The sequence below is a fragment of the Burkholderia sp. Bp9004 genome (assembly GCF_003858025.1).
GTDB lineage: Bacteria > Pseudomonadota > Gammaproteobacteria > Burkholderiales > Burkholderiaceae > Burkholderia > Burkholderia diffusa.
Genome location: NZ_QTQD01000002.1, coordinates 216,879 through 236,166, shown reverse-complemented (window position 1 = coordinate 236,166; position 19,288 = coordinate 216,879). Strand labels below are relative to the sequence as shown.

General features: G+C 68.4%; 19 protein-coding genes. 11 read left to right on the top strand and 8 right to left on the bottom strand.

Annotated features, from left to right (window positions below):
* Positions 1–31 precede the first annotated feature (31 nt).
* Positions 32–517 carry a YajQ family cyclic di-GMP-binding protein gene (locus DIE08_RS03285; protein WP_006762345.1) on the top strand — a complete coding sequence of 162 codons (486 nt, stop codon included), beginning with the start codon at positions 32–34 and terminating at the stop codon, positions 515–517.
* 92 nt (positions 518–609) lie between these two features.
* On the opposite strand, the gene plsY is transcribed toward DIE08_RS03285, so the two are convergent.
* The gene (gene plsY / locus DIE08_RS03280) at positions 610–1,248 is read right to left on the bottom strand and encodes a glycerol-3-phosphate 1-O-acyltransferase PlsY (RefSeq protein WP_124901002.1); all 639 of its coding nucleotides are present in this window, start codon (positions 1,246–1,248) and stop codon (positions 610–612) included.
* Positions 1,249–1,430: 182 nt separating this feature from the next.
* Complete coding sequence (locus DIE08_RS03275; RefSeq protein ID WP_124901001.1) at positions 1,431–1,922, bottom strand: aminoacyl-tRNA deacylase; 492 nt, start codon at positions 1,920–1,922, stop codon at positions 1,431–1,433.
* Between the two features lie 295 nt (positions 1,923–2,217).
* Between DIE08_RS03275 and DIE08_RS03270 the strand changes: the two genes are divergently transcribed.
* A complete protein-coding gene (locus DIE08_RS03270; RefSeq protein WP_124901000.1) occupies positions 2,218–3,780 on the top strand; it encodes a class I adenylate-forming enzyme family protein in 1,563 nt (520 codons plus the stop codon).
* Between the two features lie 46 nt (positions 3,781–3,826).
* On the opposite strand, the gene xerD is transcribed toward DIE08_RS03270, so the two are convergent.
* The 3 genes from xerD to queG form a co-directional block, all read right to left on the bottom strand.
* The gene (xerD, locus tag DIE08_RS03265; RefSeq protein WP_124900999.1) at positions 3,827–4,789 is read right to left on the bottom strand and encodes a site-specific tyrosine recombinase XerD; all 963 of its coding nucleotides are present in this window, start codon (positions 4,787–4,789) and stop codon (positions 3,827–3,829) included.
* Complete coding sequence (locus DIE08_RS03260; protein WP_059608017.1) at positions 4,789–5,256, bottom strand: methylated-DNA--[protein]-cysteine S-methyltransferase; 468 nt, start codon at positions 5,254–5,256, stop codon at positions 4,789–4,791. Before DIE08_RS03260 ends, xerD begins: the two co-directional genes overlap by 1 nt.
* Before the next feature lie 63 nt (positions 5,257–5,319).
* A complete protein-coding gene (queG, locus tag DIE08_RS03255; RefSeq protein ID WP_124900998.1) occupies positions 5,320–6,555 on the bottom strand; it encodes a tRNA epoxyqueuosine(34) reductase QueG in 1,236 nt (411 codons plus the stop codon).
* Positions 6,556–6,572: 17 nt separating this feature from the next.
* Between queG and tsaE the strand changes: the two genes are divergently transcribed.
* Positions 6,573–7,124 (top strand): tRNA (adenosine(37)-N6)-threonylcarbamoyltransferase complex ATPase subunit type 1 TsaE, encoded by a 552-nt coding sequence (gene tsaE, locus DIE08_RS03250; protein WP_124900997.1) that lies wholly within the window; start codon positions 6,573–6,575, stop codon positions 7,122–7,124.
* Positions 7,106–8,632: an N-acetylmuramoyl-L-alanine amidase gene (locus DIE08_RS03245; protein WP_124900996.1), complete on the top strand. Its 1,527-nt coding sequence runs from the start codon at positions 7,106–7,108 to the stop codon at positions 8,630–8,632. The genes tsaE and DIE08_RS03245 overlap by 19 nt, the downstream gene beginning before the upstream one ends.
* A 45-nt stretch (positions 8,633–8,677) precedes the next feature.
* On the opposite strand, the gene DIE08_RS03240 is transcribed toward DIE08_RS03245, so the two are convergent.
* Complete coding sequence (locus tag DIE08_RS03240; RefSeq protein ID WP_185715827.1) at positions 8,678–9,556, bottom strand: EamA family transporter; 879 nt, start codon at positions 9,554–9,556, stop codon at positions 8,678–8,680.
* Positions 9,557–9,804: 248 nt separating this feature from the next.
* On the opposite strand from DIE08_RS03240, the gene DIE08_RS03235 reads away from it, so the two are divergent.
* Positions 9,805–10,686, top strand: a complete 882-nt coding sequence (locus DIE08_RS03235) for a pirin family protein (protein ID WP_124900994.1) — start codon at positions 9,805–9,807, stop codon at positions 10,684–10,686.
* Positions 10,687–10,738: 52 nt separating this feature from the next.
* Entirely contained in the window at positions 10,739–11,587 is an 849-nt protein-coding gene (gene trxA / locus DIE08_RS03230; RefSeq protein WP_124621474.1) for a thioredoxin, read from the top strand.
* Between the two features lie 106 nt (positions 11,588–11,693).
* Here the strand turns inward: trxA and tcdA are convergent, their stop codons facing one another.
* Entirely contained in the window at positions 11,694–12,551 is an 858-nt protein-coding gene (gene tcdA / locus DIE08_RS03225) for a tRNA cyclic N6-threonylcarbamoyladenosine(37) synthase TcdA (RefSeq protein ID WP_124900993.1), read from the bottom strand.
* A 128-nt stretch (positions 12,552–12,679) separates the two neighbouring features.
* Here tcdA and pdxH point away from each other — a divergent pair, with 128 nt between their 5' ends.
* From pdxH to DIE08_RS03210, 3 genes are all read left to right on the top strand, one after another.
* The gene (pdxH, locus tag DIE08_RS03220) at positions 12,680–13,324 is read left to right on the top strand and encodes a pyridoxamine 5'-phosphate oxidase (RefSeq protein WP_059607983.1); all 645 of its coding nucleotides are present in this window, start codon (positions 12,680–12,682) and stop codon (positions 13,322–13,324) included.
* Positions 13,325–13,454: 130 nt separating this feature from the next.
* The gene (locus tag DIE08_RS03215) at positions 13,455–14,675 is read left to right on the top strand and encodes a cyclopropane-fatty-acyl-phospholipid synthase family protein (RefSeq protein ID WP_124621470.1); all 1,221 of its coding nucleotides are present in this window, start codon (positions 13,455–13,457) and stop codon (positions 14,673–14,675) included.
* 23 nt (positions 14,676–14,698) lie between these two features.
* The gene (locus DIE08_RS03210) at positions 14,699–16,018 is read left to right on the top strand and encodes a DUF72 domain-containing protein (RefSeq protein WP_124900992.1); all 1,320 of its coding nucleotides are present in this window, start codon (positions 14,699–14,701) and stop codon (positions 16,016–16,018) included.
* Between the two features lie 40 nt (positions 16,019–16,058).
* Here DIE08_RS03210 and msrA read toward each other — a convergent pair whose 3' ends face one another.
* Positions 16,059–16,619: a peptide-methionine (S)-S-oxide reductase MsrA gene (gene msrA, locus DIE08_RS03205; protein WP_059527848.1), complete on the bottom strand. Its 561-nt coding sequence runs from the start codon at positions 16,617–16,619 to the stop codon at positions 16,059–16,061.
* A gap of 545 nt (positions 16,620–17,164) precedes the next feature.
* On the opposite strand from msrA, the gene DIE08_RS03200 reads away from it, so the two are divergent.
* Both DIE08_RS03200 and DIE08_RS03195 read left to right on the top strand, forming a co-directional pair.
* A complete protein-coding gene (locus DIE08_RS03200) occupies positions 17,165–18,571 on the top strand; it encodes a selenium-binding protein SBP56-related protein (protein WP_124900991.1) in 1,407 nt (468 codons plus the stop codon).
* Positions 18,568–19,233: a hypothetical protein gene (locus DIE08_RS03195; protein ID WP_124900990.1), complete on the top strand. Its 666-nt coding sequence runs from the start codon at positions 18,568–18,570 to the stop codon at positions 19,231–19,233. The genes DIE08_RS03200 and DIE08_RS03195 overlap by 4 nt, the downstream gene beginning before the upstream one ends.
* Positions 19,234–19,288: the final 55 nt, after the last annotated feature.

The following is a 19,288-nucleotide window of genomic DNA, read 5'->3' as shown; positions in this document are numbered from 1 at the left end:
GCCGGGCGCACGCATCTCAAGGGAGAATGCCATGCCATCGTTCGACGTCGTTTCCGAAGCGAACATGATCGAAGTGAAGAACGCCATCGAGCAGTCGAACAAGGAAATTTCGACGCGCTTCGACTTCAAGGGCTCCGACGCGCGCGTCGAACAGAAGGAGCGCGAGCTGACGCTGTTCGCCGACGACGATTTCAAGCTCGGCCAGGTCAAGGACGTGCTGATCAACAAGCTCGCGAAGCGCAACGTCGATGTGCGCTTCCTCGACTATGGCAAGGTCGAGAAGATCGGCGGCGACAAGGTCAAGCAGATCGTCACCGTGAAGAAGGGCGTGACGGGCGACCTCGCGAAGAAGATCGTCAGGCTCGTGAAAGACAGCAAGATCAAGGTACAGGCGAGCATTCAGGGCGACGCGGTGCGCGTGGCCGGCACGAAGCGCGACGACCTGCAGAGCGTGATCGCGATGCTGCGCAAGGACGTGACCGACACCCCGCTCGACTTCAACAACTTCCGCGACTGATCGACGCCACCGACGGCAGCGTCGCCGGTCACGCCGCGCCGCCGGGCCCCGCATGCCGGGCACCCCTGCGGGCGGCGGCAGCCCCCCCTTCCTCAGGCCTTCCCGCCGTCCTGCGCGCCGCCGTCGGACGCGGCCTTCTTCTTCTCGCCGATCCGGCTTTCCTGCCCCGCCAGCAGCTTCGAGATGTTGCCGCGGTGACGCCACACGAGCAGCACGCTCATCGCGAGCACGGCCCACGCGACCGGGTTGTGGCCGGTGCCGAACAGGAACACGTCGAACACCGGTGCGAACACGGCCGCCACCAGCGCCGCGAGCGACGAATAGCGGAAGAAGAACGCGACGATCAGCCAGGTCAGCGCGGTCGCCAGGCCGAGCACCGGATGCACGGCGAGCAGCACGCCGGCCGCGGTCGCCACGCCCTTGCCGCCCTGGAAGCGGAAGAACACCGGATACAGGTGGCCGAGGAACACGGCGATCGCGACCCACGCAACGGCGACGTCGGGCAACCCGAAGTGCCGCGCGAGCCAGACGGCGAGCCAGCCCTTGAATGCATCGCCGACGAGTGTCAGGATCGCGGCCTTCTTGTTGCCGCTGCGCAGCACGTTGGTCGCGCCGGGATTCTTCGACCCGTACGAACGGGGATCGGCCAGGCCCATCGCGGCGCTGACGACGACGGCGAACGACACCGAACCGATCAGGTAGGCAACAAGTGCGGCGAGCAGGATCTGCATGCGGAGAACTCTTCTTTCAACGTATCGGTGAATTGGCGGCCGGACGCGGCATGCCGGCCGGTTGCGGCGGGCGCCGTCGCGGCGAACCGCCGGGAGGCCGTTTCGGCCGGTCGTGCGGTCCGACCGGCCGAAACGGCGCCCATTCTACCGAACGAGCACGGCCTGCCACGAAGGTGAAACCCTCAGTCGACGCTCGCGCACTGCACGGGCGTCGCGCCGAGCAGCGTCGTGACCACCGCCGGCGCGAGGCTGACGAGATAGCCGCGGCGGCCGCCGTTCAGGTAGATCGTCGGCAATTCGAGGATGGTCGACTCGACGTACACGGGCATCGTCTTGCGCGTGCCGAACGGCGACGTGCCGCCGACCAGATAGCCGGAATGGCGGTTCGCGACGTCGGGCTTGCACGGCTCGACGCGTTTCGCGCCGATCTGCCGCGCGAGGTTCTTGGTCGACACCGTGCGGTCGCCGTGCATCAGCACGATCAGCGGCTTCGCGTGCTCGTCCTCCATCACCAGCGTCTTCACGACACAGTGCTCGTCGACGCCGAGCTGGCGCGCCGACTCGCCGGTGCCACCATGCTCGACGTAATCGTACGGATGCTCGCCGAAGGCGACGCCGTGGCGGCGCAGCAGCTGGGTCGCGGGTGTCTCGGACACGTGTCTGGATTTGCTCATGGCGGCATTTTAATGGCGAACGACCGGCGGGCGGGCGTCAACCCACGATCGCCCTGTCTCGTCTTCGCGGCGGCGTGCCGCGCACCGGCGGTATACTCGCGGCCCTTTTGCACCGGTATCCGGGGCGAGCACCCGTCACCGCGGCGCGCCTGTCCGTCAGTCCGTCCGCCCGTCATCATTGCGGACATCGCGAAGCGCTATTGCCCGATTGACCGATTGTGGCGCGCCCGCCGTCATGGCACGATCGTTCGCAAAACTGGCCGCGCCGCCGCCCGGCCCTTCTTCTGGAGACGCCATGTCCTCGCCTGTCCGTTCATCCGCGCCGCTCGACGTCCCGGCGTTGCTCGCCGCCTTGCCCGGCCGCATCGCCGACGTGCCCGCCCGCTGGGCCGCGCAAGCGCCAGCGCATCCGGCGCTGATCGAGGACGCGCGCCGCCTGTCGTACGGCGAGCTGTCGCGAGCGGTCGATGCGGCCGCCGAGCGGCTCGCGCGCCTCGGCGTGCATGGCGGCGATCGCGTGATGATCGTCGCGGAAAACAGCGTCGCGCAGATCGTGCTGCTGTTCGCGGCCGCGCGCGTCGACGCATGGGCGCTCGTGTCGAACGCCCGGCTGTCGGCCGGCGAACTCGATGCGATCGCCGCGCATGCGCGGCCGAAGCTGATCGCATTCGCGACCGAGGCGTCGCCCGATGCGCGCGCACACGCGGCACGCCACGACGCGACACCGGCTGACACGCTGCCGGTCGACATCGGCGCGTGGTCGTACCGCGTCGACACGAGCGCGCCCGACGAACCGGTGGCGGCCGATGGCGCCGCGCAATGCGCGGCGCTGATCTACACGACCGGCACGACGGGTGCGCCGAAAGGCGTGATGCTGTCGCACCGCAACCTGCTGTTCATCGCGGCGACGTCAAGCGCGCTGCGCCGCGTGTCGCCGGACGACGTCGTCTATACGGTGCTGCCGGTGTCGCACGTGTACGGGCTCGCGTCGGTCTGCCTCGGCAGCCTGTACGCGGGGGCGACGCTGCGGCTTGCACCGCGCTTCTCGCCGGAGGCCGTGCGCATCGCGCTCGCCGACGAAGGCGTGACGATCTTCCAGGGTGTACCCGCGATGCACGCGAAGCTCCTCGAGCACCTGCACACGCACGCGCACGCGTGGCACGCGCCGCGGCTGCGTTTCGCGTATTCGGGCGGCTCGCCGCTCGACGCCAACCTGAAGGCGCGCGTCGAGCGCATGTACGGGGTGCCGCTGCACAACGGCTACGGAATGACCGAGAGCAGCCCGACGATCACGCAGACGCCGCTCGACGCGCCGCGTGCCGACTGCTCGGTCGGCGTGCCGATCCCGGGCGTCGAGATGCGGATCGTCGCGCCGGACGGCACGGACGTGCCGCAGGGTGAAGTGGGTGAAATCCGCGTGCGCGGGCCGAACGTGATGCTCGGCTACTACCGCAACGCGGACGCCACGCGCGCGGCCGTGTCTCCGGACGGCTGGCTGAGCACCGGCGATTTCGCGCGCCAGGAAGCCGACGGCTCGGTGACGATCGCGGGTCGCAGCAAGGAGCTGATCATCCGCTCGGGCTTCAACGTCTATCCGGTCGAAGTCGAACAGGTGCTGAACGCGCACCCGGACGTCGTGCAGGCAGCCGTCGTCGGCCGCGCGGTCGAGGGCAACGAGGAAGTGCTCGCGTTCGTCGAGCTGGTGCCGGGCGCGACCGCGACCGAGGACGCGCTGCAGGCATGGTGCGCACAACGGCTCGCGCCTTACAAGCGGCCCGCGCGCATCCGCGTGCTCGATGCGCTGCCCGCCGCATCGACGGGCAAGGTGCTGAAGCACAAGCTGCGCGAACTCGCGTGACGCGCGGGTGCGGGCCGCATCCCGCATGTGGCCGACGCGCGCCGCGCTAGCCGCGCGGGTGGTGCTGCGCGTGCAGCGTCTTCAGCCGCTCGCGCGCGACGTGCGTGTAGATCTGCGTGGTCGAGATGTCGCTGTGGCCGAGCAGCAGCTGCACGACGCGCAGGTCGGCGCCGTGGTTCAGCAGATGCGTCGCGAACGCGTGCCGCAGCGTATGCGGCGACAGGTGCGCGCGAACGTCGGCCTGCTGCGCGTGGCGCTTGATGATGTTCCAGAACTGCTGGCGCGTCATCCCGTCGCCGCGTCCGGTCACGAACAGCGCGTCGGCCGCGCGCGCGCCGAGCAGCACGGGCCGCGCGTCGCGCAGGTAACGCTCGATCCAGCCGTGCGCAACTTCGCCGAACGGCACGAGCCGTTCCTTCGAGCCCTTGCCCATCACGCGCACGACACCCTCGTTGAGCCCGACCTCGACGGTCTTCAGCGTGACGAGTTCGCTCACGCGCAGGCCGCTCGCGTACATCAGCTCCAGCATCGTGCGATCGCGCAGGCCGAGCGGCGTGCCGATGTCGGGCGCGCCGAGCAGCGCTTCGACCTGCGCCTCGGACAGCGTCGACGGAAACCGTGCGGCCTGTTTCGCCGACGTGATGCGCAGCGTCGGGTCCGCGCTCGCGCGATGCTCGCGCACGGCCCAGCCGTAATAGCGACGGAACACCGACAACCGCCGGTTCGACGATGTCGCCTTGCCGTCGCTGCGCGCGGCGATGTAGCCGGTCACCATCGCTTCGTCGACCGAGTCGAGCGACGCGTCGTGGGTCGCGGCCAGCCATTGCGAAAACAGCATCAGATCGCGCCGGTACGCATCGAGCGTGTTGCGCGCGAGCCCGTGCTCGAGCCACAGCGCGTCGCAGAACACGTCGATCGACGCGCGGCTCGCGAGCAGCGCGGGCGATGCCGCGGCCTCATCGCTGTCGGCGCCGGGCGCGGGGTCGGGGGAAAGCAAGGGTTCACTCATCAGTACGGCACGCCTTCGTGCGCCAGCAGCCAGCGCTTCACTTTTTGGTAATAACCATTGTCGTCGTGGTTCGCGAAGCCGCCGAGGCCGCCTGCCGCCACGACGCGATGACACGGAATCACGAGCGGGAAATAGTTCGCGCCGCACGCCTGACCGACCGCGCGTGGCGCGCTGCCGATCCGCTTCGCGACCTGCCCGTAGGTCAGCACCGCGCCCGGCGGAATGTCGCTGATCACGTTCCACACGCGATGCTGGAAAGCACTGCCGACGTCGGCGAGCGGCAGGTCGAAACGCGCCGACGCGCGCTCGAAATAACGTTCGATCTGCTCGACCGCGCGCTTCGCGAGTGGCGAGTCCGGATCGACCGATCTGACCGACTCTGGCAGATAGACGATCTCGCGCACCACCGCGGCATCGGTGCGAATGCCGACCTTGCCGAACGGTGCGTCGATGACTGCGTTGAACATGAGCTTCTCCTCACCGGTGAAACGCGCGGCGCCGCCGCGCGCCGCCGACACTTTACGCCGCCTTCACGCGGCACGCAGCGCCCATTCGACATGCTCGCGCACGACCGGCGACGGATCGTCGGCCCGTGCACGCAACGCGGCGACGATCGCGTCGCGCGCATCGGGCGTGAGCCGGTCGGCCGGCGCGCGCAGCGCATTGCCGAGCCCGACCGCGAGATTGCGCAGCCAGCTTTCGTAACCGATGCGCCGGATCGCGCTCCCCTGCATCCGCGTGTCGAACGATTCGGCATCCCAGCCGAACAGCTCGACGAGCGTCGCGCGGTCGAGACCGTGCCGCACGTCGAAATCGGCGACGGGTGCGGCCTGCGCGAACTTGTTCCACGGGCACACGAGCTGGCAGTCGTCGCAGCCGTATACGCGGTTGCCGATCATCGGCCTCAGCGGCTCCGGAATGCTGCCTTTCAGTTCGATCGTCAGGTAGGAAATGCAACGGCGCGCGTCGACGCGATACGGTTCCACGATCGCGCCGGTCGGGCACGCGCCGATGCAGCGCGTGCAACTGCCGCAGTGCGCGCCGGGTGTCTCGGGCGCGACGTCGGGCGCGGTTTGCGCGTCGGTCGGCAGCGGAACGTCGACATAGATCTCGCCGAGGAAGAACAGCGAACCCGCGTCGCGCTGCAGCAGCAGCGTGTGCTTGCCGCGCCAGCCGACGCCGGCCTTCTGCGCGAGCTCGACCTCGAGTACCGGCGCCGAATCGGTGAACACGCGGTAGCCGAACGCGCCGATCTCCTGCTCGATGCGCTCCGCGAGCGTCTGCAGCCGGTTGCGCAGTACCTTGTGATAGTCGCGGCCGCGTGCATAGATCGACACGACGGCCGCCTGCGGATCGTCGAGACGCGCACGCTCGCGTGCGCGCCAGTCGTGCGGCACGAGCGCGCCAAATGACGCATCGGGCGCGTCGGCGGCAAGCGTTTCGGCCGGCAGATAGGCGAGCCGCGCGGAGATCACGCGTCGCGTACCGGCCACAAGTTCGGCCGGCCGCGCGCGTTTCATCCCGTGTTTCGCCATATAATCCATTTCGCCGTGGTACCCGGCTTCCAGCCAGGCGGCGAGGCCTGCTTCGGCATCCGAGAGATCGGTATCGCTGATGCCGATCGCCCCGAAACCCAATTCGCGCCCCCACGCCCTGATGCGAGCGGCGAGCGCTGTCAACGTCGCATCATCGAGCGCGCACGGTGCCGCGCCTTCGGCACGTGTCGAAGGCCTGTCGGATGCGGCGAGTTCCGGTAATCGGTTCATCGCACTATTTTACGAGAATGCCAGCCACGTCCCATACGCCTCATGCCGACACGCTGCCCGTCCCGCTCGCGGAGCGCGTGATCGCACTCGCCGACGAAGCGGCGACCGAGGCCTTCGGCACCCGCTTCGCGCACGCGCTCGACGCGGCACGCAGCGAACTTTCCCATGCACACGCGTTCGACGGGCTGCAAATCCAGCTGATCGGCGACCTCGGCGCGGGCAAAACGACCCTCGTGCGCGCGATCCTGCGCGGCCTCGGCCACCCGGGGCGCGTGCGCAGCCCGACCTACACGCTCGTCGAACCTTACGCATTCGCACGCGACGATGGGGAACTTGAGGTCTATCACTTCGATCTGTATCGATTCAACGATCCGGCCGAATGGTCCGACGCCGGCTTTCGCGAGTATTTCAATTCCAGCGCGATTTGCCTCGTCGAATGGCCGCAACAGGCGGGCACCCTGCTCGGCGTGCCCGATCTGGTTTTCTCGCTCGACGTGGATGGCGACGGCCGCGCCCTCACCGTCCGGGCGTTCAGCGCTTCAGGAAAGGCATGTCTCGAAAGATGTTGATCAAACCGTTCCGCTCGATCGAATCGGCGGCCACCGCGACGCACAACTGGCGGCGCCGCCAGATCCTGCGCGCGGGTGCGTCGACGCTCGTGCTCGGTCTCGTCGCGCCGCGGCTCGCGCACGCATCGTCGGTGCTCGGCGTGCGCGTGTGGCCCGCGCGCGATTACACGCGCGTCACGATCGAATCCGACCAGCCGCTGCAGAATAGCCAACAGCTGCTGCAGGGTCCCGACCGGCTCGTCGTCGACCTGAACGGGCTCGATCTCGACCAGGCGCTGCGCGACCTCGTGTCGAAGATCGCGCCGAACGATCCGCAGATCCAGTCGGTGCGCGTCGGCCAGTATCAGCCGCACGTCGTGCGGATGGTGTTCGACCTGAAAGGTTCGGTGAAGCCGCAGGTGTTCACGCTGCCGCCGGTCGGCACCTACAAGTACCGGCTCGTGTTCGACCTGTATCCGGCCGTCGCGCCCGATCCGCTGACCGACCTGATCGCGCAGACGGAGCGCAAGGAGCAGGCGCTCAACGACACGGCGCGCGCGCAGCAGATGCAGGCGCCGAGCGCGCTGAACGGGCCGGCGACGCCGCCCGTCGCGGGCAACGACAACAGCGACGCGTTCTTCCAGCGCTTCGCGCAGAACACGCCGGCCACGCCGCGCACGCCGCCGGCCGCCGCGACGCCTTCCACGCCCGCGAAGCCGGCCATCAAGCCGCCGCCCGTCATGGCACGCCGCGACGACAGCGAAGACGACGGCGACACCTACAAGTTCACCGCGCCGAAATCGGGCAAGGGCGGCACCGTGCGCCTGCTGACGGTCGCGATCGATCCGGGCCACGGCGGCGAGGATCCGGGCGCGATCGGCGGCGGCGGCACGTACGAGAAACACATCGCGCTCGACATCGCGAAGAAGCTGCGCGCGAAGATCGACGGCGCGCCGAACATGCGCGCGATGATGACGCGCGACGCCGACTTCTTCGTGCCGCTGAACGTGCGCGTGCAGAAGGCGCGCCGCGTCGGCGCCGACCTGTTCGTGTCGATCCACGCGGATGCGTTCACGACGCCGTCCGCGCGCGGCTCGTCGGTGTTCGCGCTGTCCGACCACGGCGCGTCGAGCGCCGCGGCACGCTGGCTCGCGAACAAGGAGAACTCGTCCGACCTGATCGGCGGCATCAACATCAAGACACAGGACGCGGCCGTCAGCCGCGCGCTGTTCGACATGTCGACGACCGCGCAGATCCGCGATTCGCTGCGCTACGGCAATTACGTGCTGAAGGAAGTCGGCGGCATCAACAAGCTGCACAAGGGCTCGGTCGAGCAGGCCGGGTTCGCGGTGCTGAAGGCGCCCGACATTCCGTCGATCCTCGTCGAGACCGCGTTCATCAGCAACCCTGACGAAGAACGCAGGCTCAACGACGACAGCTATCGCGACGAGATGGCCGACGCGATCTTCCGCGGCATCAAACGTTACTTCGCCGCGAATCCGCCGCTCGCGAAGAACCGGATGGCCTGACCCGGCTGCCTTCCCCGCCGCCGGCACGCGCTGCGTGCCGGCGCGTCACGACGCCGCGAAGCGGCGCACCAGCTTTGCCCCGAACACGTTCACCGCGAGCCCGCCCATCACGAGCGCGGCACCGATCAGTTGCGCGTGCGTCAGATGCTCGTCGAGCAGCAGCGCCGACGACGCCAGCCCGACGATCGGCACCAGCAGCGAGAACTGCGCGACCTGCGCGGCCGGATAGCGCGACATCAGGCGGCTCCACAAGCCGTAGCCGACGAGCGTCGCGACGAACGCGAGATAGACGACCGCGAAGATCGACGCGCCGTCGAGCCCGGCCAGCGCGGCCCCGATCCGCTGCGGCCCCTCGAACCAGAGCGACAGCAGGAAGAACGGCACGGGCGGCACGAGGCTCGCCCACACGACGAGCGACACCAGATTGGCCTTGCCGACTTTCTTCGTGACGATATTGCCGAACGCCCACATCGCGGCCGAGCAGATGGTCAGCAGGAAGCCCGCGAGCGTCATCGCGCGGCCGCCCTGCGCCGCGATCACGACGAGCCCGCCCGCGGCGATCGCGAGCCCGATCAGGTTCTGCACACGCAGCCGCTCGCCGAGGAACAGCATCGCGAACACGAGCGTGAAGAATGCCTGCGACTGCAGCACGAGCGACGCGAGGCCGGCCGGCATACCGACGTACATGCCGGTGAACAGGAACACGAACTGGCCGAGCTGGATCGTCGCGCCATACAGGATCAGCATCCGCCACGGAATCTGCGGCCGGCGCACGAAGAACACCGCGGGCACCGCCGCGAGCGTGAAGCGCAGCGCGCCGAGCAGCATGGGCGGCATGCCGTGCAGGCCGACCTTGATCACGACGAAGTTCACGCCCCACGCCAGGATCACGACCAGCGCGAGCAGCAAGTCCTTCGTGGCCATCATCGGCGTCTCCTCAATTGTCGGATGGTTTCCTGAAGCCGATCAGTCTACCGAATTTCGCCGTGCGGCCCGATACCCGCGCGGCGCGCATGGAATCGGCGACGGGCACAACGACATGGCGCTCGCACGACTCGTGCCCGCACGTCAGCATCACGCGGGAATCATTTCGCACGCGCCCTCGACACGCGCGTCGCCACCGCGCCGCCAGTACAATGACCGGCATTCCAGCCGTTGCCCACGAGGCCGCCATGACCGATTCGATCAGAGCCCTGCTCAAGCCGCACATCCGCGACATCGGCAACCTTCAGGTGCGCCGCACGCTGCCCGCGCTCGCCGCGCGCCTCGTCGGTCCGTTCATCTTCTTCGATCACATGGGGCCCGCGACGCTGCCGGCCGGCACCGGGCTCGACGTGCGCCCGCACCCGCACATCGGGCTCGCCACCGTCACCTACCTGTTCGACGGCGCGATCCTGCACCGCGACAGCCTCGGCTCGCTGCAGGAGATCGTGCCGGGCGACGTGAACTGGATGACGGCCGGTCGCGGCATCGTCCATTCGGAGCGCACGCCCGACGCTCAGCGTGCGAGCGGCCACACGGTGCACGGGATCCAGACCTGGGTCGCGCTGCCCGTCGCCCACGAGACCACCGAGCCGTCGTTCGAGCACCATGCGGCCGACACGCTGCCCAAGCGCGACGAGAACGGCGTGTCGCTGACGGTGATCGCCGGCGACGCGTTCGGCCTGCGCTCGCCCGTCAAGACGTTCTCGCGCACGCTGTACGTGGCCGCCGAATTCGCGGCCGGCGGCCGCCTCGAACTCGACGCGTCGCACGAGGAGCGCGCGGTCTACGTGGTCGACGGCGACCTCTCGATTGACGGCACGCCGGTGCCGGCCGAACAGATGGCCGTGCTCGCGCCCGGCGCCACCGTCACACTCGCGAGCGGCAGCGGCGCGCGCGCGATGCTGCTGGGCGGCGAGAAGATCGACGGCGAGCGCTTCATCGAATGGAACTTCGTCGCCAGCAGCCGCGACGCGATCGAGCGCGCGAAACGGGCGTGGACGAACCAGGAAATGGGCAAGGTGCCCGGCGAAACCGAGTGGATTCCGCTGCCCGAATCGAAGCCGCGTTGAAAAAGGGGCACGCTGCCCCCATCCTGACGACATTCGAACGGAAGAGAACGACATGGACACCACGCTTGCCACTTTCGAGAAAGACGTCATCGAGGCGTCGCTGGACACGCCCGTGCTGGTCGACTTCTGGGCGCCGTGGTGCGGCCCCTGCAAGACGCTCGGTCCGTTGCTCGAAAAGCTCGAAGCCGACTACGAAGGCCGCTGGAAGCTCGTGAAGGTGAACGTCGACGAAAACCAGGAACTCGCCGCGCACTTCCAGACGCGCAGCATCCCGCACGTGATCGCGTTCGCCGACGGGCGTCCCGTCGACCAGTTCATCGGCGTGCTGCCGGAAGGCCAGTTGCGCGCGTTCCTCGACCGGCTGCTGCCGGCGCCCGACGAAGCCGAACGCCGCGCCGCGCAATATGCGATCGCCGAATCGCGCTACGACGATGCGCTCACCCACCTCGAAGCGGCGCTCGCGCTGAACCCCGGCTTCGACGACGCACGGCTCGACCTGATCGAACTGCTGCTCGCGAACAACCAGGTGGACACCGCGCGCGCCGAGGCCGAGCGCCTGTCGCCGCAGACGGTACAAAGCGCCGATCCGCGCTATCAGGCGATCAAGACCCGTTTCGATGCGCTCGACGCGACGGCCGACCTGCCGCCGACCGACGCGCTCGAAGCGCGCATCGCGGCGGACCCCGCCGATCTCGAGGCACGCTTCGACCTCGCGCAGAGCCTGATCGCGCGACGCGCATACGAAGGTGCGCTCGAGCAGTTGCTGGAAATCGTGTTGCGCGACCGCGCGTATGGCGACGACCTCGGCCGCCGCACGATGATCTCGGTGTTCGAGCTGGCGGGCGATCGCCCCGAACTCGTCGCCGCATGGCGGCGGAAGCTGAGCATGGCGCTCAACTGACGAACGAACGACCGGCCGGGCCGCGATGGCCTGGCCGAATCGCGTTGCCGCGCGCGGCAGGTCTGCCGCGCCGCGACATTGCCTTGCGCGTCGACCGGTTCCCCGATCAGCCCGCGGCCCGCGCCGCGATCGCGCGCAGCGCATGCGCGGCGGCCGCGAAGCCGAAGCTCGCGGTCACGCATACGCTCGAACCGAACCCCGCGCAGTTGAGCCCCGCGACATGCGCGGCGGCGGACGGCTCCGCGCCGTCCTCGATGTCGCACGCGGCCGCTTCCGGATAGATCAGCGGCTCGTCCGAATACACGGCGCTGACCTTGAAGCGCGCCTTCGGCCCGCGCGGAAAGCCGTGCTGCTTGCGCAGCTGCGCGCGCACCTTCGACAACAGCGGATCCTGGATCGTCAGCGCGAGATCGTCGATGCGGATGCGTGTCGGGTCGAGCTGCCCGCCCGCGCCGCCGACCGTGACGAGCGGCTGCCCTTTTGCGATGCACCACGCGATCAGCGCGACCTTCGTGCGTACGCTGTCGATCGCGTCGACCACGTAGTCGAAGCCGCCGCCGAGCAGTGCGTCGAAGTTGTCGGGTTCCGCGAAATCCTCGATCCGGTTCACACGGCAAGCGGGATCGATCAGCGCGATCCGCTCGGCCATCGCGTCGACCTTCGGCTTGCCGTAATTGCCGTCGAGCGCGTGGATCTGCCTGTTCGTATTGCTTTCCGCGACGTTGTCGAGATCGATCAGCGTGAGCGTGCCGATCGCGCTGCGTGCGAGCGCCTCGGCCGTCCACGACCCGACGCCGCCGATGCCGATCACGGCGACGTGCGCGCGTTCGAACGCCGCGAGCGCGGGCGCGCCGTACAAGCGCGCGATGCCGCCGAAGCGGCGCTCGCGATCCACGTCAAGCTGGATTGTCGGGCTCGGGGTAAGATCAGAAGAACTGTGCGGGGCAGTGTCGGCAGCGGGCATGGCAGCAAGGAAAACGTAAGTCGTGCAGCCCTCTATTTTGCCTGAACTCCCCGCCGGCACGCGCCCCTGTGCACGCACGATTCTCGCGCGTTCGCTATACTGGCCCCAGATTGAAGCGTTTGCATAACATGACGACTCTCGCCGATCTCCGCATCAATTACTCGCGTGCTTCGCTCGACGAAGCCGACGCCGCCCCGAACCCCTTCGCCCAGTTCGATCGCTGGTTCAAGGAGGCGCTCGCCGCCAAGCTCCCCGAGCCCAACACGATGACGCTCGCCACCGTCGGCGACGACGGCCGGCCGTCGGCCCGCATCGTGCTCATCAAGGGTGTCGACGAACGCGGGTTCGTCTTCTTTACCAATTACGAAAGCCGCAAGGGCCGCGATCTCGCCGCCAATCCACACGCGGCGCTGCTGTTCTACTGGATCGAGCTGGAGCGCCAGGTGCGCATCGAAGGCCGGATCGAGAAAACCAGCGCCGACGAAAGCGACCGCTATTTCGCGTCGCGCCCGCTCGGCTCGCGCATCGGCGCGTGGGCGTCCGATCAGAGCGCCGTGATCGACAGCCGCGCGACGCTCGAAGCGCGTGAAAAGGCCGTGACCGAACGCTACGGCGAGAACCCGCCGCGCCCGCCGCACTGGGGCGGTTACCGCGTCGTGCCCGACGCGATCGAGTTCTGGCAGGGCCGCCCGTCGCGGCTGCACGACCGCCTGCTCTATACGCGCGACGACGCGGCAGGGTCGGGCTGGACGATCTCGCGCCTGTCGCCGTAAGCGCGGCTGCCGTGGTGCCGGCGCGCGCCGGCCGTGTCTCGTGTTGCATCCGGGCGCCCGCCTCGCAAGGGGCGTGCGCCGGTCAAGATACTTGGCTGTATTCGATTCAACGAACAAACGGAGAATCCAAATGTTCTGGGAAAAGAAGCTGGCACAGTGGGCGGACGAAGTACGGGCGAAAGCGAACATACCGGCGCGACTCGTGCTGTGGAACGGCGATCAACTCGATTTCGGCACCTTCAGCGCGCCGCAGGTCACGCTCAAGGTCAACAGCGCGTCGGCATTGCCGCTCCTGCTCGAACCGAGCCTCGACAATCTCGGCGAGGCGTACGTGAAGGGCAAGATCGACATCGAGGGCAGGCTGTCGGACATCATCAACATCAGCTACTCGCTCGCGCGCAGCACGGTCACCAGTGCGAGCAAGCTCGCGCGCGTGAAGCGCTACTTCAATCACACGAAAAACACCGACAAGAAGGCGATCCAGTATCACTACGACGTCTCGAACGCGTTCTACCAGCTGTGGCTGGACGAAAACATGGTGTACTCGTGCGCGTACTTCGAGAACGGCGACGAGGATCTCGCGACCGCACAAATCAAGAAGATCGACCATATCCTGACCAAGATCCGGCTCGAACCCGGCCAGCGCCTGCTCGACATCGGTTGCGGCTGGGGCGCGCTCGTGCTGCGCGCCGCGCAGAAGTTCGGCGCGACGTGCCTGGGCGTGACGCTGTCGCAGAACCAGTTCGATCTCGCGACCGCGCGCGTGAAAGCCGCCGGGCTCGAGGACAAGATCGAGATCCGCCTGCAGGACTACCGCGAGATCGAGGGACAGTTCGACCGCATCACGAGCGTCGGGATGTTCGAGCACGTCGGCCGCAAGAACCTGCCCCTCTATTTCTCGCGCGTGCGCGACCTGCTGACCGACGACGGCATCGCGATGAACCACGGGATCACGTCGACCGACGCGGAAAGCGGCGAAACGGCGCTCGGCGGCGGCGAATTCATCGACCGCTATGTGTTCCCGGACGGCGAGCTGCCGCACATCAGCCTCGCGCTCGAAGCGGCGCAGCGCGGCGGGCTCGAGGCGATTGACGTCGAAAGCCTGCGGCGGCACTATGCGCGCACGCTCGAAATCTGGACCGAGAACTTCGAGGCGAAGGCGGAAGAGGCGCGCACGCTAGTCGACGACGAAAAATTCCGCATCTGGCGCGTGTATCTCGCCGGTTGCGCGTATGCGTTCGAGCACGACGACGTGTCGATCTTTCAGATCGTGTGCCGCAAGGCCGGACGCAGCGCGAAAACGCTGCCGTGGTCGAGGCGCTACATGTACGAACACACGCTGCCGCGCTAGGCGGCACTTCACGCTGGGCATGCATGGGTGACGGCAGGACGCGGCGCAGCACGCCGCCGCAACGACAACAGCGCGACGAAGCGGACGGGTCGCACGCCGACGGGCAGTTCGACCTGTTCGGCGCGTCGCCCGACGACGCGCGCGCGGCCGCGCCCGCAAACGACGACGACCCTGCAGGCGCCGGCGAACGCGCGACGCCGGACGAACACGACGCTGCGCGACCGGCAAAGTCGCCCGCGCGCACCGGCCGCGCATCGCCCGGCGCTGGCGCCGACCAGGAACCGGAACCGTCCCCTGCTTCCGGCCTGCTGTGGGACGAACCGTCGCCGCCGACCGCGCCGCCGAAGAAGGCCCGGCGTCGGCGCGGCGTGCCGCCAGCACCGGTTTCCGCGGAAGTCGCCGACGCGGCGGCCGCGCTGCCGCCGAACGTGCGCCTCGGCACATCGTCGTGGTATTTCCCCGGCTGGGACGGCATCGTCTACGATGGCGATTTCGCGCAGACGAAGCTGTCTCGCGAGGGGCTCGAGGCGTACGGCGCGCATCCGCTGCTGAAGAGCGTGAGCCTCGACCGGTCGTTCTACGGGCCGCTGTCGGTGGCCGACTACCTGCGCTACGCGCAACAGGTGCCGGACGACTTCCGCTTCGTCGTGAAGGCGCCCGCGTCCGTCACCGATGCGGTCGTGCGCGGCCGGCGCGGCGAGCCGTCGGGCCCGAACCCGACCTTTCTCGACGCGCAGCTCGCCACTCGCGAATTCGTGCAACCGTGCCTCGAAGGGCTCGGCAGGAAGGCCGGCGTGCTGGTGTTCCAGTTTTCTCCGATGCCCGATCAACTGCTCGCCGAACCGGCCGCGCTGATCGACCGGCTGTCGGCATTCTTCGCGGCGCTGCCGACGCTGCCGCCGGACGCCGACGGCACGCGCTACGCGATCGAGATCCGCGACGCGAGCCTGCTCACGCCGCGCTTCATCCGCGCGCTCGCGACGCTCGGCGTGCGCTATTGCGTCGGCCTGCATGCGCGGATGCCCGACCCGCTGCGCCAGGCAGCCGCGCTCGCGCTGCTCGACGGCGATGCACCGGGCCCGCTGATCGTGCGCTGGAGCCTGCATGGCGGCTTCAAGTACGAACAGGCAAAAGCGAAATACGAGCCGTTCGACAAGCTCGTCGACGAAGATCCGGCCACACGCTCGGCGCTCGCCGAACTGGCCGCGCGCTACGCGCTGGCCGGACAGCCCGTGATCATCACGATCAACAACAAGGCGGAAGGCTCCGCGCCGCTGTCGTGCCTCGCGCTCGCGCGCGAGATCGCCGCAGCGTGCGCGCAGTGGCGCAGCGAGGCGGCGTAAGCATCGCGGCGCGGGCGCCGCTTGCGCGTCGGCGAACCGGTTACGCGCCGCGCAGCGACTTCAGCCGGTGCGAGAACTTCTGGCGGAATTTCGCGAGCTTCGGCCCGATCACGACCGAGCAGTAGCCCTGCCCCGGATTGCGCGCGTAATAGTTCTGGTGATAGTCCTCGGCCGGCCAGTAGTTATCGTCGAGCGGCACGACCTGCGTGACGATCGGCTGCCCGAACACCTGCTCGCGCTCCAGTTCGCGGATCACGTCGAGCGCGACGTCGCGCTGCGCGTCCGAATGCGTGAACACGACCGAACGGTATTGCGTGCCGACGTCGTTGCCCTGCCGGTTCAGCTGGGTCGGATCGTGCGTTGCGAAGAAGATCTCGAGGATCTCGCGATAACCGATGCGCGCCGGATCGAACGTCACGTTCACGACCTCCGCGTGACCGGTATCGCCGTCGCATACGTCGCGATAGCCGGGATTGCGCGTGTGGCCGCCTGCATAGCCCGACTGGACGGCCGTCACGCCGTCGACGTCGAGAAACACGGCCTCCGTGCACCAGAAGCACCCGCCGCCTACAGTCGCGGTTTCAAGCATCTCGTTCACCATGAAATCATTACCTCGTTGATGACAACGGCCGGCACGCGGGCACGCGGCGGCGTCGCCGGTCCGTATCGCCGCGGCCCGGTTACCCGGCGCGCAGCGGCAGCGTCCAAGTATCTCACTCGTGCGCAAATCCGGCAGAACCGCATGCGTGCCGCGCACCACCGGCCGCGCGTTTCTCGTCTACACTTAGGCACGCCTCGCCGCAACGGCACACCGTCCGGCTGCGCGCAGCGTCCGATGCATGCCCGTCCTGATGCCAACATCATCTGCCGGAACATCGATATGCACGCCTCAGCAGAAAGCGCCCGCATTGCGGGCCCGACCGCCGTCGCTTTCACCGCACCCTCGCGCCGCCGTGCGCCCATTGCGCCGCATGCGCGGCGATCCGGCGCACCGCGTTTCCCTGCTTTCCCGACCTGATGCACCGCACCGCGCGTCCTCCATCGCGCGGCCGCCAGAGCATTGCCGTCACGCAACCTGTTCGACCCGCACGTTCGCAGCGAACGTCCGTGCACCCGTGATCCGATACGACCGAGAGAGGCACTACGATGAGCATGCGGCCTGACCCGACATTTCACGCTTCGCCGGAACTTGCGATGCAGGCGCCGGCGGAGGAATTTGCCTATACGTTGTTGCTGAGCCCCGATTTTTCCAGACCCGACGCGCTCGCCGTGATCGACGTGAAACCCGGCTCGGCGACCTACGGCAAGATCGTGCACACGGTGACGATGCCGAACACCGGAGACGAATTCCACCACTTCGGCTGGAATGCGTGTTCGTCGTCGCTGTCGCCGCTGACCGGCCACGCATTTCTCGAACGCCGCTTCCTGATCATCCCGGGTCTGCGTTCGTCGCGGATCTACGTGATCGACACGAAGCCGCACCCGACTCAGGCGCGCATCCACAAGATCATCGAGCCCGACGAGGTGTTCGCCAAGACCGGCTATTCGCGGCCGCATACGGTTCATTGCGGCCCCGAAGGCATCTACGTGAGCACGCTCGGCGGCGCGGGCAAGGACGGCACCGACGGCGCGCCCGGCATCTTCATCATGGACTGCGAGACCTTCGACGTGCTCGGCCGCTGGGAGATCGACCGCGGCTCGCAGGACAAGCATTACGACTTCTGGTGGAACCTGCCGCGCGACTACATGGTGTCGAGCGAATGGGCGCTGCCGCCGCAATTCGAGAACGGCATCGTGCCGGAGGACTTGCTCGCGAACAAGTACGGGCACCGGCTGCATTTCTGGGACCTGCGCGCGCGGCGCAACGTGCAGACGATCGATCTCGGCGCGCAGCACCAGATGGCGCTCGAGGTGCGGCCCGCGCACGATCCGGTGCGCGAATACGGGTTCGTCGGCGTCGTGGTCGACACGACCAATCTCGAAGGCTCGATCTGGACCTGGTGGCGCGAAGGCGGCCAGTTTCATGTGAAGAAGACCGCGACGATTCCGCCCGAGCCGGCCGCGGCCGACGAACTGCCGCCGCTGCTCCAGGGTTTCGGCGCGGTGCCGCCGCTCGTGACCGACATCGACCTGTCGCTCGACGACCGCTTTCTGTACGTGTCGTGCTGGGGCACCGGCGAGATGCGCCAGTACGACGTGTCGGATCCGCATCATCCGGTGCTCGCGGGGTCGGTGCGTATCGGCGGGATCGTGCGCCGCGCGCCGCACACGAACGGCCGCGCGTTCGCCGGCGGCCCGCAGATGGTGGAAATCAGCCGCGACGGCCGGCGCGTGTACTGGACCAACTCGCTTTACTCGACGTGGGACGACCAGTTCTATCCGGACGGCGTGCCGGCCGCGCAGGTGCTCGCGCATGCGGGGCCGGACGGCGGGCTGACGCTCGCCGACGACTACTGGGTCGACTTCCCCGACGGCTATCGCGCGCACCAGATCCGGCTCGATGGCGGCGACTGCTCGACCGACTCGTTCTGCTATCCGTCGGTCAAGCGTTGACCGCCGGCCTCTCCGCGCCGCTCGCGCTGTGGGCGGCCGTGCTCGCGAGCGGCGTCTATCACGGGCTCAATCCGGCGATGGGCTGGCCGCTCGCGGTGTCGAACGCGCTGATGACGCGCCGCGGCGGCGCGCTCGTTGCGGCGCTCGGCTATCTCGCGCTCGGCCATGCGCTCGCGGTATTCATGGTGATGCTGCCGTTCGGGCTGCTTGCCGCGCTGCTTGCGTGGCAGTCGGCGATCCGGATCGGCGCGAGCGTGCTCGTGATCGGCTTCGGCGTGGTGCTGCTGATCCGGCGGCGGCATCCGCGTGCGCTCGCGCGGATACCGCCCGCGCGGCTCGGACTATGGTCGTTCGCGGTTGCGCTCGCGCACGGCGCGGGGCTGATGCTGGTGCCGATCTACCTCGGGCTCTGCGGGTTCGACCGGGACGCCGGCCATCGCGCGGCGACCACGCTCGTCGATGCGCATCTCGGGATGGCACTCGTCGTCGCGACCGCGCACGCAGCCGCGATGTTCGGCGCGGGCGGCGTGCTCGCGTGGCTCGTGTACCGCTATCTCGGGCTGAAGTTCGTCGCGCGGAGCTGGTTCAATCTCGATGCGGTGTGGGCGTCCAGCCTGATCCTGACGGGCGCGCTGTCGCTCAGCCTGGCGGCGGCGCGATAGCGCCCGGCTCGCGGAGCGGCCTCGGACGGCGCGCAACGAAAGACGCGAGAACGAC